Below are 17,468 nucleotides of genomic sequence, written 5' to 3'. Positions count from 1 at the left end.
TTGTTTATGTAGATTCTCTTGTCACGAGCCGTGTAGGTAGCTGGATATGGTCACGCTGTAATGGTTTTTGGTCTTGTAGGAGCTCGATCATTTGCTGCACAGACCGCTGGCCAAGCTCTACGATCGGGATGTCGATTGTGGTGATCGTTGGAGCTGTCACCTCACAAATGTCTTGGTTGTCATAGCCGATCACTGCTAGATCCTTAGGGATTTGATAACCGTATGAAATGGCCTGTTTAATGAGCCCTGCTGCGACTTGGTCATTGCCGGTGAAAATGGCATCAGGTGTATCCGGCATGTCATGGATCAAGTTCATTAAACGAAAGCCGTCTTCAATGGTAAAGGCCTGCCCGAACAGCCAAGCTTCATTTAACGGCAAACCGTGAGCAGAAAGCGCATCAAGGTAGCCCTGCCTCCTCTGTTTCTGCGCTTCACTGCTTTCTGTATCAAAGCAAAACCCAATCGATTTACGCCCCGACCGAATCAAGTAGTCAACCGCTTTATAGGCAGCTTCACGCTCATCGTATCCAATAATCGGGATGTCTGCTGTTTGATGATATTCATTCGCCATCACAATGGGGCCGTTTGTTAAAAATGGCTCGATCTTTTCCCACTGATTTTCTAATGCTCCTAAGATGACACCATCTACTTCTTTTCTTTTTAATAATTGAAGCCCTTCAAGCTCTAGTGATTCCTGGTAAAACGTCTGAAGCACGATGGCTTTATATCCTTGATCTAGAGCTTCCTTTGAAATGCCTTTAATCAATTGTGCAAAAAAAGGATGGTCCACCGCCGGGACAGACACAGCAATGGTTTTTGTCTGATGTGAACGAAGGGTGCGAGCGGCTGAACTCGGTGTATACTCCATTTCCTTCATCACCTGTAAAATGTGCTGCCGCTTTTCCTCTGACACATATGGATGATGATTCAGCACCCTAGAAACAGTGGTGGTCGAAACCCCGCAACGCTTGGCAATTTCATAAATTGTACACATATTAACAAATCCTTTACACAAAGTTATTGTTCTGAAACCGATAACATCATTTACAATGTGAAACAAGTTAAATATTAACAAATGGAATTGATTAATTGGAGGGAATAGCATGCAAATATTGACGAAGATATCAGGTAAAAGCAAGGATTATCTACCGTTGCTGGATATGATGAATCAAGGTGTTCAAGTAAAGTCTGATTCAGTTGAAAAGCATCTAGCGAATGAAAAGCTGGTGACGTTCCTTGAGCAAGATATTGAGCGCATAGGTTTGGAAAAAATTCTCTTCCATTATAAACAAAATAAGGAAAAAAAGATACCGTTCCTGCCGGTTGATAAACTTATTTCAGAGGATGAGATCGATGATATTATGCAGGTGCTGAAGGAAGTATTAAGTTCAGGTCGTTTTACTTCAGGTCCATATATTCCAAGGTTTGAAAAAACGCTCGCAGAGTACTTAGGGAAAAAATATGTCATTGCCACGTCAAGTGGAACAGATGCCCTCATGATCAGCCTCATATCAGCAGGTGTCCATCCAGGAGACGAGGTCATTCTGCCAGCGAATAGCTTTGCTGCAACAGAAAATGCAGTGCTTGCCATTGGAGCTGTTCCAGTCTATGCCGATATTGACCCAGATACCTACTGCCTGGCACCGAGTGAAATTGAGAAGCATATCACAGATAAAACAGTATGCATTCTTCCAGTTCATTTATATGGAAAGCAAGCGGATATGAAGGCCATTTCGGCAATTGCGAAACAACATGGTCTGAAAATCATTGAGGATGGCTGTCAGGCGATTGGCAGCAGTGGTCTTGGGGCTTATGGAGATGGACTTGTTCTCAGCTTTAATCCATACAAAAATCTCGGAGTCTGCGGAAAGGCAGGGGCTATTGCCACAAATGATGAAGCCTTAGCCGAAAAATGCATCGAGATCAGCTATCACGGCTTTGAGCCTGGAAAGAAAAATGTTAAACGCAGTGACTACGGCTTTAATTCCAAGATCGATAACTTGCAGGCAGCGATCGGACTAGAAAGGATGAAGTATTTAGGTCTGCAAAACTTTAAACGTTTTTACTTAGCAAAGCGATACATGGATCAGCTGCAAACGCTTGAGGATGAAGGATACTTGAAGCTTCCGAAGCTGACGGACGATCATGTATGGCATCTATTCCCGATCAGGGTGCTGAAAGGAGACAGAGATGAGCTGGCAGCGCAATTGCTGGAGATGGGCATAGAGACAGATGTCTATTACCCTATTCTATCGCATCAGCATCAAACAAATCTTGTTTCTAAAAAGTATAAACAAACATCGCTTCCGCATACAGAAAAAGCAGCACAGCAATTACTTCACTTGCCGCTGTATCCAGGCATGCCGCTACAGGATCAGGAAAAGGTCATCGAGGGGGTTCATCATGTTATCAAATCTTCCATTCAATAAACAGCTTCTGCATCAGCCGCAGAATCCGCAGTGGATCGTCTTCTGTGACTTTGATGAAACCTATTATTCTCACGGGATGACAGAGGAGCAGAGAGAGGATGTCAAGCGGCTGGAAGCCTTTGTGGCAGAAAAGAGCGAAGCAGGACAGCTTATGCTGGGCTGGGTGACGGGAAGCAGCCTCGATTCTGTCACGAGTAAAATGGAAAAAGGCGGTTTTCATCAGTTCCCACATTTCATCGCGTCGAACCTAGGGACTGAAATTGTGTATACATCAGATGCTTGCTTTGGAGAGCCAGATGCGGAATGGATGAAACGGCTGGATGCGCAGGGCTTTTCAGATGAGAAAATTGAATCCATCCTGCAAACCGTACGTGAAAAGGGGATTACCCTCAGGCCGCAAACGCAGCTAGGTAGCTCAGGGTATAAGAAAAATTTCTATTATCAGGAGCAGGATGAACGGACAGACCTTCATCATCTATCGTTCATCCAAACACTTGCCAAAGAGCGGGGGGTGGCGGTCAACATCAACAAATGCAATCCGCTCGCAGGAGATCCTGCGGACTGCTATGATGTCGATTTTTTACCTGTCGGGACAGGTAAGGATGAAATTGTCCGCTTTATGCTGAACCAATATGATCTATCAAAAGATCAAGGCTTTGCCTTTGGTGATAGTGGGAACGATTTGCGGATGCTTCAATCCGTCACACACGGGTTCCTCGTCCAAAATGCAACGGCCGAAGCCAAACGGCACCATCACCAAATTTGTCATCATGGGTATGCAAAAGGAATCTATGAAACACTGAAAACAGTGATGTATAAACATGAGGAGGCACATTCATGAAGAAAATTGGAATTGTTGGAGCAGGGAATATTGCAAAAGCACATGCAAGAGCATTATCAACGATCAAAGGTGCAGAATTATCTGGTGTCTATGATTTGCACGAGTCGGTTGCACAGGGATTCATTAAACAGTACGGCGGACGGGTGTATTCAAGTATCGATGCGCTAGCGGATGCATCTGACGGGTTGATCATTGCCTCCCCTAATTTTTGTCACAAGGACCATGCCCTTCAGGCGCTAAGAGCAGGACAGCCGATTTTATGTGAAAAACCGATGGCTGTGTCGCTGAAGGAAGCGAAGGAAATGGTGGAGACAGCCAAACAGTTCCAGGTTCAAGCCAGTATAGGCTTCAACTATCGTTACTTATCCTTTGTGAATATTTTGAAGAACTTGATTGCCAACGGTGAATTAGGCCGCATTTTGACAGTCAGAACTCATTTTAAGAAAAACAGTGCCCTAAGAAGAAAGACATTTTCATGGAGAGACAGCGGCGAGAGTCTGCGCACGAGTGGTGCACTAGGGGATCTTGGCATTCATTTGATCGATATGCTGTGGTACTTATTTGGCAGTGAAATGAAAAAAGAATCACTTAACACGAAGATGCTGACACATGTAAAGGAAAAAGAAGAGAAAAAGGTACAGGTGGATGATCATACCGAAATTTTCGGTCAAATGGAGAATCAAGTGTTCTTTCATTTGGTGACATCCAAAAGCACGCAGCCTGAGGAATGCGGATTTAGTGTAGAAGTCGTTGGACATGACAAGGTATTCAAATACCATACGAACATGAAAAACGAATATGAGATCAGCGATGGCTTGTGTGTGGAGCGTCATCAAATGCCGCAAACCTTGCTGACTGACCCGCCAAATGAATTTTACGGGTGGTCTGATATATTCCGTGATCAGCTGATGCATTGGGTGAATACAGATCCATACCCATCTCATATGAAGGTGGCTGATTTTGAAGATGGATATCGCGCGCAGGCTGCGCTCAATACGTGCTTTGAGAGGGAAGAAGCTGTCGTGTCTGCACAGGCATATTAAAGAGGTGGAGCGGAGGATTTCATGACTCCGCTCCTTTTTAGAGGAAGTGAAAAGATGAAAAAAGTGTTTTATTTTGGCTGTGTTTTTTATTTTTTTATTGGGACCATTCATGTGTTTTTTGGCAGCCTAACTCCTTATTTGCTATCTAGTTATGATAAGGGTCCTGGGGAATTATCTTCTTTAATCTTTTTTCAGTTTATTGGTTTTTTAACAGGTGTTTTGTTATCCCCCATTCTTGTGAGAAAAAAAGGCTATGGCGCTGTTTTGACCATGGGTCTTTTGTTGATGATCGGTTCGCTTCTCCTTGGACTTTTGGTACCGGGCTGGACAACACTTGTGCTGGCAGGTTTTTTTCTTGGGAGCGGTGCTGGTAGTCTTGAGACAACGGCCGGGGCGTATGTGATTTCGATGGCAAACAGTGCCAAGCGAATCAGCATCATGGAGGTCTTTTTTGGATTAGGTGCGCTGTTATTTCCACTTGTGATCCTACTGACCGTCACAGAACAGACGTGGCAATATGTGTTTTTATTTCAGGTTGGTGCGCTGACATTTTTTCTGATACTCTGGCTGATCTTTATGAACAAATTGCCTCATGGGCAGATGGATGCTCCTTCTAAAGAGATGAGGAAGCCGTCCTTACTTGTTGATCGAAATAGTCGAATGATTGTTGTGCTCATGATCTGCTTTGCCTTTTTTTACGCAGGGATTGAAACGAACTTTGCGAACTTTTTGCCGTCGATCATGCTGGAAAAAGGGGGAGAAAATTGGGGCCTTTTTGCAGTCTCTACTTTTTGGACGGCCATTGTCATCGGCAGAACCGTGATTGCGAGAAAGGCGGATCAGCTGCATCCGCTGCGTTTTTTAAAGCTAAGTGCGGCTCTTATGATTCTGCTGCTCGTTGTATTTGCGCTGACAACCCACATAGCCGCGCAACTGATTCTCATCTTTTTCATCGGCCTGTGCGCAGCTGGCATGTTTCCAATCGCACTGACGGCATCTGCATTAATGATTGAAAATGCCATCGACGAGGCAACGAGTTACTTTATTGCAGCCGCGAGCTTGGGCGGCGCCTGCTTGTCCTTTTTCATTGGATTTAGTCTTGAATGGGCAGGAGCGGCAAGTGCTGTCTTTGTTTTCGCCTTCTTAGCTGTTCTTTTGTTTGGGGCTGCCCTTCAAATGAATCGTTCTAAGAAAAAAGAAAGGGTGCGCCCGCAGCAGTCGGTGATGAAAGCGGATCGGTAACTGGTTTTCAGCCATGTGTGACGCTACTTCCCAAAGGACTTGTACTAAAACACCGAGTATTTGAATAATATGTACAAGTCAGCATCAAAAGGAGGACGTCTATGTGGCGGTGTTTTTTGGTTATATCTTTTTAGGGGTGGCACTTTCAGCGCCTGTTGGGCCAGTCAATGCAGCCCAAATTGACAGAGGGATCAAAAGTGGATTTTGGCACGCGTGGATTTTTGGTTTGGGAGCGATGGCTGCGGATATTGTCTATATGCTCCTCATTTATTTTGGTGTCGCCCAGCTTTTGACCGCACCTCTTGTGAAAACCTTTTTGTGGCTGTTCGGCTTTTTCGTTCTGACCTATACCGGCATTGAGAGTCTGCGTAAAATCAATTTGCAGGAGAGCCTGAAGAAGGACGGAGGAAATACGTCGTTCAGTCATTCGTTCATGACAGGGTTTGTCATTTCTCTTTCCAATCCGCTCAGTATTTTATTTTGGCTCGGGATCTATGGCAGTATTTTGGCCAATACGATCGAAAAGTATGGAGCTTCCCAAATGCTGATGTACAGCTTGGCTATTTTTATCGGCATGCTGATATGGGATTTTTGTATGGCGCTGCTCGCTAGTACGTTTAGGCGTTATTTAAGTGAACGGGTCCTTCATGGTTTATCGGTTCTTGCAGGTCTATCTTTACTCGGTTTCGGTGCTTATTTTGGATATCAAGGCATCATGGCGCTCATTGGATAGAAGGGCTATAAAACAGACTGAATGTATCAGTCTGTTTTTTTGTAAGGATTGATGGAGATGGAACATTCTTGAATAATGGTAGGATATAAAATGGCTTTGGCGTTATGGATTGATTATGGACTTGTTGTGTTTATTAGCTACAAAGTCTATTTGTTCAGCTTTTTCGCAGCCCTTATTTATTGGGGGTTGGATTCCGTCTTATTGATGAAAAAACGCTCATAGGAGTGATACAAAAGCGCTCTATTAAAAGAAGCAGTATGCCGGTTATATACATTCGTCTGAACATACATCATTAACTCAATGGAACCAGAAAATCCATCTTGTGAATGCGCAAGGAAAGTCGCTTAGGGACAGTCACCACAGCCTTTTTTCCTCATAGGCTATGGAGAAGACGCTAAAACGAGGTGGAAGGAAATGGTCCAGCTGTATGCAAAAAGTTGCCTTGATCAAAATCTACGATCATTAGAAGAATGGAAGCAGGATGCTTTCACACAATTTGGAGAGATGGTAGGAGATGAGGCAGATACATTCCCTTGTGTACCCGGAAGACAGGGATTTTTTCTCGATCATTTGCGTTATGGATTTGTTGGTGATCCGAGAAAGGAAGAAGCTGTTGAAGAATTAGCGCAGCTGCTTAGAGAATATCAAAGCTGTGCGAAACAAACCGGTCAATATGCTTCACTTATCTGTTTTTTTGAAACGCCGCAGGACTTAAAGGAAAGCCCGCTTGAAGAGTTTGAGCAGCAGTTTTGGTCATTGCTTCAACGACTGCACCAAAAGGATAAAATGCCATGGCCTGAGGAGATATCACCAGACCCTCATCATCATGAGTGGGAATATTGCTTTCATGGGGAAGCGTATTTTATTTTGTGTTCCACACCAGCTCATAAACTTAGAAAAAGCCGCCATTTCCCTTATGTCATGATGGCATTTCAGCCTAGATGGGTATTTGAGAAATTGAATGGTTCGACCAAGTTTGGACAAAAAATGAGCCAGCTCGTTCGCAAGCGGCTCAAAGCGTATGATGAGGTCAGCATTCATTCATCATTAAAATGGTATGGTGATCCAACAAATCATGAATGGAAACAATATTTTCTCTCAGATGATGAGGCGGAGAAACCAGCCTCCGCCAAATGTCCATTTACTGCATTAAAAAACATGATGAAATTATGATGCGGTCTGATCCTGTTTCCACTTTTTCTTCATAAATAGCACCATGAGGGCAATCACTGCAATGATCCCAATGCTGATAAAAAAGCCTGGTCGCCCGCTTTCCTCTGTCAATGTGCCTGAAACGGCGGCTCCAATTAAGAGCAGCGCAAGAATCATTTCGCACGTTTGGCGAGTAGATGGCTTTGATAGCTTTTTACTTGAAAACAGGATGAATACCCATGTGTACAGAAGGGTAAGGCCGGCTGCTGTTGTGAGATGCTCATAGATGTGTTTGGACAAAAACAGTGCAAGTAAAATCGAGACAATTAATCCAGCAGCAGTTAAGATAATCGAAGACCATCTGACATGAAAGGGGTCTTTTTGTTTAAAACAAGCAGGCGCATCTTGATGCTCCGACATCGTGCCAAGCAGTGTGGTGACTGCATATAGAGAAGCAACCAATGTAGAAAAACCGGCAATAATGAAAATGCCATTAAAGATATGAAGAAAGATCGACAAATGAAAGGGCTCTAATGATGTAATAAATGGACTGCTGTTTTCGTTAAAGGCTGTCACTGGAACAAGCAAAAGCGCAAGTCCGATGGAGACGATATAAATGACAGCAAGAATCAATAGCATCACACGTCCAGATTTTGCGGCGTCCTTCGGTTTCTTTAAATGAACGGCCATCAGTCCCATGACTTCAATTCCCCCAAATGCATAAAATGCGTAAATCAAGCCATTCCAAAGACCAAGCGGGCCAAGGGGCATCCATTCGTGATCTTTGTTTGGTAGATGAAGGTCCGGTTTATGATCTGTAAGAATGCCGCATAAAACAAGAACGGCTAGGATCATAAATAGCAGGATTGCTCCAGTTTTCAGCACCGCAAGGACATTTTCAGTCTTTTGAAAAGAAGACAGCCCAATGATAATCACAAGCAGGGCAAGAGCGGAATATATCGCCGAAAACACCCACAGTGGAACGGATGGAAACCAGTGTCGGGTAAAAAGAGAAATCGCTGTTAGCTGACTTCCTGTAATGAGCATTTCTGCAAACCAATACACCCAGCCGTTGCTAAAGCCTGCCCAGCGCCCATATGCTTTCCGAGCATAGGAGCAAAATGACCCTTTATCAGGGTTTTCAGCTGTCATCGCCGCCAAATGTTTAAAGACGAGATAGGTTCCAACCGCCGCAAGCAAAAATGAAATACAGACGGAATAACCGGACTTTGTAATGGCGATGCTGGAACCAAGGAAAAAACCAGTGCCGATTGTACAGCCGACTCCGATGAGAGAAAGCTGCCACCAAGATAAAGATTGTTCTTTCAATGTACGTGCAACACCTTTCCAATTCAATGACATTAGCTTGTAACCGCGCCCTTTTTTTATACATGATCAAGGGGACGTTTTGGGCATACTGTCATGGAAAGGAGTGCATGTGATGAACGGCGAATACGTGATTTTACCAAAGGATGGACACGGCTTTCGCTTAGGAAAAGGCCAATGTATGCGAGTAGTCGATGTCGAAGGACAGCAAGTAGCAGATGTAATGGCTTATCATGAAAAGGATTTCTATGAAAAATTTGATCAAGGCGCGACAATGGACAGCCTGTTCTCGTCTAAAGTGAAAAAAGGTGATAAGCTCTATTCTAATTTATATAAACCGATGTTTACAGTCATTGAAGATACAGTGGAATGCCATGATTTATACATGCCTGCCTGCCGGCAAGAAATGTATCAGCTTTTATATGGCCGGACGCATTTAGAGGTAATGCATACATGCTACGATAATCTGCGGACTGCCTTTGAGCCATTTGGTATCCCAAAGGAGGATATGTACTATCCTTTTAATGCCTTTATGAATACGGTCATTGATGAAAAAGGAAAGCTGTCTGTGGAACTGCCAAAATCGCTCCCCGGTGATTATATTCGTCTGCGTGCCGAAATGGACCTTATTGTAGCGGTGTCTGCATGCCCTGCAGATATTGGAAAGTGCAATGGCGCAAGCTGTACACCCATACGGGTAGAAATTGATTGAAAAAGGAAAGACCAGTCAAAAAAGACATGGTCTCTTTCACTTGTGAATGTTTGATCATTTAAGAAAAAGGGGAACGTCTAACAAAATATCCTTCATGAAAACATGCTATAATGAAGATTCAAAAAACGTTGTCAAATCAATTCATTGAGAGAGTAAAACCTGTTCTCTTCATGTAGAGGATGCTTAGGAGGAAAAGTGTATGAGTTTGCAGAAAAAGATCAGCCAAGAGTTGCATGTGCAGCCCTCAATTGACCCAAAGCAGGAGATCGAAAAACGGGTTGGATTTCTAAAGGAATATTTGAAAAAAACCGGAGCAAAAGGCTTCGTTCTCGGCATTAGCGGCGGACAGGATTCAACGCTTGCTGGCCGTCTTGCACAGCTTGCTGCAAGTGAGCTGCGTCAAGAAGGAAAAGAAGATGCGGTCTTTATTGCGGTGCGCCTCCCGCACGGCGTGCAGCAGGATGAAGACGATGCTCAGCTCGCTCTGTCATTTATACAGCCGGACAAGTCATGGAAATACGATATTGCGCCTGCGGTGAAGGCATTCAGTGATCAATATCAAAAGGAAACAGGCAGCCCATTGTCTGACTTTAATAAAGGGAATGTCAAAGCACGCATGAGAATGATCGCGCAATATGCTGTCGGCGGTGAGGAAGGATTGCTTGTTATCGGTACAGATCATGCAGCAGAAGCAGTAACTGGCTTCTTCACGAAGTATGGTGATGGTGGTGCGGATGTTCTGCCGCTCACAGGTCTGACAAAACGCCAAGGCCGGATGCTGCTAGAAGCGTTGCAAGCACCTGAACGCCTGTACTTAAAGAAACCGACAGCCGATCTACTGGATGAAAAACCTCAGCAAACAGATGAAACAGAACTCGGTATTACGTACGATGAAATTGATGATTATTTAGAAGGGAAATCAGTTTCTGATCAAGCGGCTGAAGCGATTGAAAAACGCTATGTTCAATCAGAGCATAAACGCCAAGTACCAGCTTCTATGTTTGATGACTGGTGGAAATAAGTAAATGACGGAAACCTCTCCATTAATGGAGAGGTTTTTTTATTTCAGGTGAATTTGACAGAATGAATAGAACATGTTTCATTAAATTAGTAGAACGATATACTTACGTCTGTTTTACTAAAAAGAAGGAGAATTTTTGGATAAGATAGTGAAATCATTAGTTCGATTCACTTAATTTATCACCAAATGACTGTATTTTCAGAAAAAAGATTGACGGCAAAAACGAATGCGCTTACAATAAAAGCACATTCCGAAAAGTGAAATCAAATTCCACTAGACGGAATAAAGAGCGTTCTATCTCCAAAAATAAGCTAAAGGGATGAGTCACACAATGAAAAATCGCAGTGCACTGGAAATATACAAAGAAGGGGGCGCTTGGTGGGAGACTGAGATTAGTGATATTCAGAAAAACTCAATTGAGCTACGAGGGTATCCAATTGAAGAGCTCATTGGCGAATTGTCATATCCACAGATGCTTTATTTATTGCTTGTCGGAGAATTGCTGGACGATGCCAAAGCTGCCCTTTTTGAGAGTGTTCTTGTCGCAGGTGCAGACCATGGACCAAGAGCACCGTCTATTGCAGCAGCAAGAATGGCCGTAACTTGTGGCATTTCATTTAATTCCTCGGTAGCGACAGGGATGAATCTATTAGGTGATATTCACGGCGGTGCCGGCGAAAAGGCGATGTGTATGCTGTACGAGGCAAAATCACTCTACGATGAAAACAAAGATGTGAAAAGTGCGGCAAAGCAAGTGTGTCAGGCTTGGTTAGCCCGTAAAGTCAAGATACCAGGTATCGGTCATCAGCTACATGATGATGATCCTCGGGTGAGCCGTTTATATGAATTGAGTCAGACATATGTCGAGCAAGGTCATATTAGCGGCATTTACTTGCGGTTAGCAGAGGCAATTAGGCACGAGCTTGAAAACCGAAAAGGGAAAAAAATAACGATGAACATAGATGGCGTATCAGCTGCAATTCAATGTGAATTAAACATCCCGGCTGAAGCAGCCAAAGGCATCTTTTCTTTATCAAGAGGGATGGGCATTGTGGCGCACGCGTATGAGGAGCTAACAAGGGGAGCCCTCGTAAAGGGGCCTTGTCCAAATGAAGAAAGACTGGTTCGTTATGCGGGACATGGTACACGGCATTTGAAGGAGGGTGAGACAATTTGAGTGAATTGAAAGCGTTGTCATATATAGGCGGAGATTGGCTGGAGGCAAACCGTGAAAAAGAGGACATTGTCAATCCATACTCTGGAGAGACAATCGGCACATCCATTTTAGCGTCAGAAGAAGATATAGAACAAGCACTTTCTCATGCCCAGAAATACAAAAAACAAATCGCAGAGATATCAGCGTTAGAGCGCTCGACTCTATTAAAGAATGCAGCCACATTACTAGAAAAACAAAAGGAATCTTTCGCTAAACTGATTTCCTTAGAATTAGGAAAGCCGCTCAAAAACACAAGAGATGAAGTCTCACGATCTATTGAAACGTTAGTGCAATCAGCCGAAGAGGCCAATCGATTAATAGGTGAGACTATTCCTGGACATGTATCATCACGTGGCCAAGGAGCAATGGCGATGACATTTAAAGTGCCAGTCGGTGTCGTATTAGCGATTACCCCTTTTAATGCACCTCTTAATTTAATTTGTCATAAAGTCGGTCCTGCTTTTGCAGCAGGGAATGCCATTATATTAAAACCGGCCCCGCAAACATCAGCGGTTGCCACAGCGTTTGTCAAACTGTTGCTTGAAGCAGGATTCCCTGAAAAAAGTGTACAGCTCATTATCGGCGGAGTTGATGCAGGAAAACAATTGGTAACGGATGAAAGAACAAACCTTGTTTCTTTTACCGGAGGCGCAGCCGGCGGGGAGCATATTTCTAACTCCGCTGGATTGAAAAAGGTACTACTAGAGCTTGGTGGAAATGGGGCCACGATTGTCCATCATGATGCGGATATTGAAAAAGCTGCATCCCTTTGCGCGAAAACGGGCTTCAGTAATTCTGGTCAAAGTTGTATTTCCGTTCAACGAATTTATGTCCACAAGGAAATCCTGACAACTTTTACTGAGACACTAAAAGCAAAAGTAGATCAGCTCATCGTGGGAGATCCGCTGTCAAGTGAAAGCGATATCGGCTGTATGGTCGATGAACAGGCAGCAAAACGTGTAGAAGTTTGGATAGAGGAAGCAGAGAACATGGGCGCTAGCATCATTTCTGGGGGACAAAGAAATGGAGCAAGCGTGAAACCAACCATTTTGCTAAACCCGCCGAAACAGGCAAAAGTTGTCTGTGAGGAAGTATTTGGTCCGGTTGTCTGCATCCTCCCTTATGAGGATCTGAATGAAGCAATCCAAGAAGCAAATGATAGTCGCTACGGATTGCAAGCCGGGATCTTTACGAACCAGTTGGATGTGGCATTACACGCAGCGAAAGAGCTTGAAACCGGAGGCGTGATCATTAACGGGACATCGAATTTCAGATTGGATCATTGGCCATATGGCGGTATTAAGCGAAGTGGTATTGGAAGAGAAGGTCCACGTTTCGCTATTGAAGAGATGACAGAAACCAAAATGATCGTTCTTCCAGAAGGTATATAAGGGGGAAGCAGGTATGGATGGAAATGTATTTCAGCACAAGCTGAAAACAGTGCAGGCGGGCGGTCAGCCAATGATTTGCACCCCATTGATTGGTCAAACAAAGGAAGAACTACTTCGTGAGGTAGAGGTATTAGCTGAAAAAAAGCCTGATGTGATTGAATGGCGAGCTGATTTTTTTACACATCTAAATGACACAGAACGTGTAATAGAAACCCTTAAGTGTATGAAAGACAAGGCTCATGGAATTCCATTCTTATTCACCATTCGTTCTGAAAAAGAAGGTGGTGAACATATATCGCTCTCAGAGGAAGACAAAGTGTCGCTGCTCGTCACACTTTGTGAATCCCAAAGTGTGGAAGCGATTGATTATGAATTGATGCATGATGTCAAACATATGCGGCAAGTCAGTCAGGCGGCTAAGAATAGTGGTGTGAATTTGATTGTGTCCTATCATGATTTTCACCGTACACCTGAGGTGGATCGTCTCGTGCAAATTTTCGTCAATGCAGAATCAGTTGGCGCAGACATCGCAAAGATCGCTGTGATGCCGCATTCATATGAGGATGCATTAAAGCTGCTCGTAGCGACCAATGAGGCTCAAAAGCAATTGACGGTACCCATGATATCAATGGCAATGGGAGAGTATGGAGCCTTTACAAGAATGGTTGGCGGACTTTTTGGATCAGTGATGACCTTTGCTGTTGGGAAGGAAAGCTCAGCACCAGGTCAAGTTGCAATACAGGATTTGAATACCGTTTTGTCTGTCTTGTTTTCAAAGAATGATTGTGTAGTAGAGTCGTAGCTGCTGCACCATGAGAGGAGAGAAATATGAAAAAGAATATATCAACACAGGTCATTCAGTATTTAGAAAACCGGGGAGTCGAGCATATTTTCGGTCTCTGTGGTCATACGAATATTGCTTTTCTTTCAGCACTTGAAAAAAGCAGCATCAAATTTGTGAATGTGAGACATGAACAGATTGCTGCACATGCGGCAGATGGATATGCAAGAGCGAAGAAACAGACAGCTGTCGTTCTTAGCCATTTAGGTCCGGGGCTTACAAATGCGGCAACAGGCGTAGCGAATGCTGCCCTCGATTCCATTCCGATGGTTGTTATTGCAGGCGATGTCCCAAGTCATTACTACGGAAAGCACCCACATCAAGAGATTAATCTTCATTCCGATGCTTCTCAATATGAAATTTATCGACCGTTTGTAAAAAGAGCATGGCGAGTCGACATCCCAGAATTATTCCCAGAGATTTTGTCAAAAGCGTTTCAGTTAGCCGAAAGTGGACGTCCTGGACCAGTGCTCATTTCAGTTCCAATGGATGTATTTTCAAAAGATTTAGATGTAGCCCTATTTAAACAGATGGAACAACATACACAAAAAATAGAAAAACCATCCATTGATGATCATACGGCAAATCGTATCATGGATCGATTATTGCAGGCCGAAAAACCACTTTTATATGTAGGAGGAGGCATTTTACTAGCCGATGCTGCAGAGGAATTAAAGGCATTCTCTGAACATCTCAGTATTCCTGTTGCCCATTCCTTAATGGGGAAAGGAGCGATGCCTGATGACCACTCAATGACTCTTGGAATGACTGGGTTTTGGGGCACAAAGTTCATCAACGATCAGTGTAAAGCGGCGGACTACATTCTCGCACTGGGAACTCGTTTTGCTGAAGCAGATGCAAGTTCGTGGGAATCGGATTATACGTTCAACTTCTCTGCCACCAAGCTGATCCATATTGACATTGACCCGAATGAAATTGGACGGAATTATCCAGTAGAAATTGGAGCTGTAGCTGATCTAAAGCAGGCATTAACTGTGCTGAACCGTGTAGCGAGAGAGAGGCTGCCTGAAGGTTTGGATCGCCCTGAATTGAAAAAAGAAATTGCAGTTTATCGTGAGGAATTTCGCGAAAGCAATTTGACGAATATTCACGATGAATCTTTCCCGATGAAGCCGCAGCGCATTTTGCAGGAAGTACGAGAAGTATTGCCTGATGATGCTTTTATTACAACGGATGTTGGCTGGAATAAAAACGGGGTAGGACAGCAATTCCCCGTATTGACGCCAGGTACAATTTTAACACCAGGTGGGTTTGCGACGATGGGATTCGGAGCGCCCGCAGCACTTGGAGCCAAAGTAGCGCAGCCGGATCGTGTCGTTGTGTCACTTGTTGGAGATGGCGGTTTTGGTCAAAATCCGTCGGTTCTGGCAACAGCTGTGGAAGAAAACATTCCAGTTGTGTGGATTGTGATGAACAACAGTGCGTTTGGAACGATTGCCGGCTTACAAATGGCGCATTATGAAACGACTTACGGCACTGTCTTTAGAAAAGATGGTGAAAGCTACTCGCCGGACTTCGCCGCCATTGCTAGAGGTTATGGAATGAAAGGAATAAAAATTACCTGTGCTGCTGAATTCAAAGAGGCATTAGCTGAGGCCATTTCATCCCAAGAGCCGTGTGTGATTGATGTGGCAATGAAAAATGATCCTGTGCCTACTGATGGGCATTGGAATATCAATGATATTTATTCACCAAATACAAAACGCTCACATGTCAGTGTGAATTAAAGAATAGGGAGGAATTATCAATGAAAATTAAAGTATTGAATCCGTTTAAAGATGGGCATCCATTATGGCTAGGTTTAGATCATCCTGAAGAGCAAATGGTTCGGAAAGTGTTTCAGACCATTACACCAGATACGGTCGGATCAGAGCATATGATGGCAGGTCTCACTATTTTTGAGCCGGGGGAAGCAAGCTCTGTTCATAACCATCCAGGTTCAGAGGAATTTGATTATGTGATTAAGGGGTCTGGCGAAGTCATTTGTGATGGAGAAAGACAGTCCTTTAAAGAAAATGACTTTATGTTTATTCCAGATGGTGTCTCGCATCAGCATGTAAATACGGGGGATGAACCTTTATGGCTCATTTGGCTGTATACACCACAAGGACAGCTACCAAAGGATTAAAATGAACCCTTGTATATCCTGTGCCAAAAGCTCAATTTATGGCGTTTTTGGCGCTAGGTAATGAAGGCAAAGGGCTAAAATGAGCATCTTTTAGCCCTTTATCACATGTAGGAAAGGAAGTCTCGCATGAATAAGAATACACCGCTTGAAGGAATCAAAATATTAGATGTTTCGACCATGATTGCTGCACCCTATGGCGCGGTCCTTCTGGGGGATTTTGGAGCAGAGGTCATCAAGGTTGAAATCCCTGGAAAAGGGGATACACTCCGGCATGTTGGTCCTTTTGCGGAGGGTGAACCGCTAAGGTGGTCAGGACTTTCAAGAAACAAAAAATCTCTTACACTCGATCTTCACAAAGAAGAAGCGAAGGATATTTTTAAAAAGCTTGCAGCGCAGGTTGACTTGATTATCGAAAATTTCCGTCCAGGAACACTTGAAAAATGGGGCGTTGGATACGATGTATTAAAGGAAATCAATCCCCGTTTAATTATGATTCGTGTATCGGGCTATGGACAGACAGGCCCATTTAAAAACAAGGCGGGGTTTGGGACACCTGCGACAGCGTTTAGCGGCTTTACGTATCTTCAAGGGTTTCCAGATCGCCATCCAGTCAGTCCGTCCTTTTCACTAACAGATTACATTGCAGGTATCTATGTGGCATTTGCCGCTGTGACAGCTATGTATTATCGGGATACACACCCAGAAGGTACCGGGCAAATGGTCGATCTAGCCCTCTATGAGTCTGTGTTCCGTATGCTGGAGTTTTTGGTTGCAGAATATGACAAGCTTGGCAAGGTACGCGAACGTTCACCAGGTCTAAGCGGTCATTCAAGTCCAGCTGGAACTTACGAAACAAAGGATGGACATTATCTTGTCCTGGTAACTAGTACAGATTCAACCTTTAATCGACTGGCAGAGGCGATGAATCGATTAGATTTATTAGAAAACGAAAAATTCTCCGTGAATGCAGCGAGGCTGAAGCATAACGATGAAATGGATGCCATTGTCTCGAAGTGGATTGCATCCAAATCAAGGGATGAGGTATTGGATATTTTAGATAAGCATGGTGTACCTGTGAGTCCAATTCTTAGCATTCGGGATATCTTTGAACATCCACAATTCAAAGAACGAGAAAATATCGTCGAAGTTCATCATCCTAGGCTTGGAAAAGTGAAAGTGCCAGGCATTATTCCGAAGTTTGAAAAAACACCCGGCAGTATCCGCCATATTGCGCCTGATTTAGGCGAACATAATTATGAGATTTTAACGAGCATGCTCGGAATGACAGAAGAAGAGTGTAAGCAATTAGAGGACAAAGGGGTTATTTAAGGACGCTCAACCGATCCGCACAGTGCGGAAACAAAGGAGGATG

The 17,468-nt window shown here is 43.8% G+C and carries 16 protein-coding genes; 14 read left to right on the top strand and 2 right to left on the bottom strand.

The genetic code is table 11. The annotated features are described in order from the left end of the window. Positions 1-4: 4 nt before the first annotated feature. On the bottom strand, positions 5-994 hold the full coding sequence (locus IEE86_RS10040; RefSeq protein ID WP_191097094.1) for a LacI family DNA-binding transcriptional regulator: 990 nt from the start codon (positions 992-994) through the stop codon (positions 5-7). A gap of 109 nt (positions 995-1,103) precedes the next feature. Here IEE86_RS10040 and IEE86_RS10035 point away from each other — a divergent pair, with 109 nt between their 5' ends. From IEE86_RS10035 to IEE86_RS10005, 6 genes are all read left to right on the top strand, one after another. Beyond that, positions 1,104-2,429: a DegT/DnrJ/EryC1/StrS family aminotransferase gene (locus IEE86_RS10035; protein ID WP_191097093.1), complete on the top strand. Its 1,326-nt coding sequence runs from the start codon at positions 1,104-1,106 to the stop codon at positions 2,427-2,429. Beyond that, positions 2,404-3,270, top strand: coding sequence for an HAD-IIB family hydrolase (locus IEE86_RS10030; RefSeq protein ID WP_191097092.1), 867 nt, complete (start codon positions 2,404-2,406; stop codon positions 3,268-3,270). The genes IEE86_RS10035 and IEE86_RS10030 overlap by 26 nt, the downstream gene beginning before the upstream one ends. Then, complete coding sequence (locus tag IEE86_RS10025) at positions 3,267-4,313, top strand: Gfo/Idh/MocA family protein (protein WP_191097091.1); 1,047 nt, start codon at positions 3,267-3,269, stop codon at positions 4,311-4,313. Before IEE86_RS10030 ends, IEE86_RS10025 begins: the two co-directional genes overlap by 4 nt. 54 nt (positions 4,314-4,367) lie before the next feature. Beyond that, positions 4,368-5,555, top strand: a complete 1,188-nt coding sequence (locus IEE86_RS10020; protein ID WP_191097090.1) for an MFS transporter — start codon at positions 4,368-4,370, stop codon at positions 5,553-5,555. Between the two features lie 103 nt (positions 5,556-5,658). Further along, on the top strand, positions 5,659-6,288 hold the full coding sequence (locus IEE86_RS10015) for a LysE family translocator (RefSeq protein WP_191097089.1): 630 nt from the start codon (positions 5,659-5,661) through the stop codon (positions 6,286-6,288). A gap of 414 nt (positions 6,289-6,702) precedes the next feature. Continuing rightward, a complete protein-coding gene (locus IEE86_RS10005; protein WP_191097088.1) occupies positions 6,703-7,461 on the top strand; it encodes a YqcI/YcgG family protein in 759 nt (252 codons plus the stop codon). On the opposite strand, the gene IEE86_RS10000 is transcribed toward IEE86_RS10005, so the two are convergent. Continuing rightward, positions 7,456-8,802: an amino acid permease gene (locus IEE86_RS10000; RefSeq protein ID WP_191097087.1), complete on the bottom strand. Its 1,347-nt coding sequence runs from the start codon at positions 8,800-8,802 to the stop codon at positions 7,456-7,458. The two genes, IEE86_RS10005 and IEE86_RS10000, sit on opposite strands and share 6 nt — an antisense overlap. Before the next feature lie 79 nt (positions 8,803-8,881). On the opposite strand from IEE86_RS10000, the gene IEE86_RS09995 reads away from it, so the two are divergent. From IEE86_RS09995 to IEE86_RS09960, 8 genes are all read left to right on the top strand, one after another. Continuing rightward, entirely contained in the window at positions 8,882-9,478 is a 597-nt protein-coding gene (locus IEE86_RS09995) for a DUF1989 domain-containing protein (RefSeq protein WP_191097086.1), read from the top strand. 199 nt (positions 9,479-9,677) lie between these two features. Beyond that, positions 9,678-10,499, top strand: coding sequence for an ammonia-dependent NAD(+) synthetase (gene nadE, locus IEE86_RS09990; RefSeq protein WP_191097085.1), 822 nt, complete (start codon positions 9,678-9,680; stop codon positions 10,497-10,499). 319 nt (positions 10,500-10,818) lie between these two features. After that, positions 10,819-11,676: a citryl-CoA lyase gene (locus tag IEE86_RS09985; protein ID WP_191097084.1), complete on the top strand. Its 858-nt coding sequence runs from the start codon at positions 10,819-10,821 to the stop codon at positions 11,674-11,676. Beyond that, on the top strand, positions 11,673-13,106 hold the full coding sequence (locus tag IEE86_RS09980) for an aldehyde dehydrogenase family protein (RefSeq protein ID WP_191097083.1): 1,434 nt from the start codon (positions 11,673-11,675) through the stop codon (positions 13,104-13,106). The genes IEE86_RS09985 and IEE86_RS09980 overlap by 4 nt, the downstream gene beginning before the upstream one ends. Positions 13,107-13,119: 13 nt before the next feature. Further along, positions 13,120-13,908 (top strand): type I 3-dehydroquinate dehydratase, encoded by a 789-nt coding sequence (gene aroD, locus IEE86_RS09975; RefSeq protein ID WP_191097082.1) that lies wholly within the window; start codon positions 13,120-13,122, stop codon positions 13,906-13,908. A gap of 26 nt (positions 13,909-13,934) precedes the next feature. Next, positions 13,935-15,695 (top strand): thiamine pyrophosphate-binding protein, encoded by a 1,761-nt coding sequence (locus IEE86_RS09970; RefSeq protein WP_191097081.1) that lies wholly within the window; start codon positions 13,935-13,937, stop codon positions 15,693-15,695. Between the two features lie 20 nt (positions 15,696-15,715). Continuing rightward, positions 15,716-16,096, top strand: coding sequence for a cupin domain-containing protein (locus IEE86_RS09965; protein WP_191097080.1), 381 nt, complete (start codon positions 15,716-15,718; stop codon positions 16,094-16,096). 126 nt (positions 16,097-16,222) lie between these two features. Further along, on the top strand, positions 16,223-17,425 hold the full coding sequence (locus tag IEE86_RS09960) for a CaiB/BaiF CoA transferase family protein (protein ID WP_191097079.1): 1,203 nt from the start codon (positions 16,223-16,225) through the stop codon (positions 17,423-17,425). Positions 17,426-17,468: the final 43 nt, after the last annotated feature.

Origin of the sequence: Bacillus crepusculi (assembly GCF_014764715.1) — a bacterium.
In the GTDB taxonomy this organism is placed as follows: domain Bacteria; phylum Bacillota; class Bacilli; order Bacillales; family Bacillaceae; genus Bacillus.
This window is presented reverse-complemented; position numbering and strand designations above follow the sequence as displayed.

Excerpts from the sequence above, each read along its gene's own strand:
- IEE86_RS10040 (WP_191097094.1), bottom strand. The coding sequence starts at position 994 with ATGTGTACAATTTATGAAATTGCCAAGCGTTGCGGGGTTTCGACCACC.
- IEE86_RS10035 (WP_191097093.1), top strand. The coding sequence starts at position 1,104 with ATGCAAATATTGACGAAGATATCAGGTAAAAGCAAGGATTATCTACCG.
- IEE86_RS10030 (WP_191097092.1), top strand. The coding sequence starts at position 2,404 with ATGTTATCAAATCTTCCATTCAATAAACAGCTTCTGCATCAGCCGCAG.
- IEE86_RS10025 (WP_191097091.1), top strand. The coding sequence starts at position 3,267 with ATGAAGAAAATTGGAATTGTTGGAGCAGGGAATATTGCAAAAGCACAT.
- IEE86_RS10020 (WP_191097090.1), top strand. The coding sequence starts at position 4,368 with ATGAAAAAAGTGTTTTATTTTGGCTGTGTTTTTTATTTTTTTATTGGG.
- IEE86_RS10005 (WP_191097088.1), top strand. The coding sequence starts at position 6,703 with ATGGTCCAGCTGTATGCAAAAAGTTGCCTTGATCAAAATCTACGATCA.
- IEE86_RS10000 (WP_191097087.1), bottom strand. The coding sequence starts at position 8,802 with ATGTCATTGAATTGGAAAGGTGTTGCACGTACATTGAAAGAACAATCT.
- IEE86_RS09995 (WP_191097086.1), top strand. The coding sequence starts at position 8,882 with ATGAACGGCGAATACGTGATTTTACCAAAGGATGGACACGGCTTTCGC.
- nadE (WP_191097085.1), top strand. The coding sequence starts at position 9,678 with ATGAGTTTGCAGAAAAAGATCAGCCAAGAGTTGCATGTGCAGCCCTCA.
- IEE86_RS09985 (WP_191097084.1), top strand. The coding sequence starts at position 10,819 with ATGAGTCACACAATGAAAAATCGCAGTGCACTGGAAATATACAAAGAA.
- aroD (WP_191097082.1), top strand. The coding sequence starts at position 13,120 with ATGGATGGAAATGTATTTCAGCACAAGCTGAAAACAGTGCAGGCGGGC.
- IEE86_RS09970 (WP_191097081.1), top strand. The coding sequence starts at position 13,935 with ATGAAAAAGAATATATCAACACAGGTCATTCAGTATTTAGAAAACCGG.
- IEE86_RS09965 (WP_191097080.1), top strand. The coding sequence starts at position 15,716 with ATGAAAATTAAAGTATTGAATCCGTTTAAAGATGGGCATCCATTATGG.
- IEE86_RS09960 (WP_191097079.1), top strand. The coding sequence starts at position 16,223 with ATGAATAAGAATACACCGCTTGAAGGAATCAAAATATTAGATGTTTCG.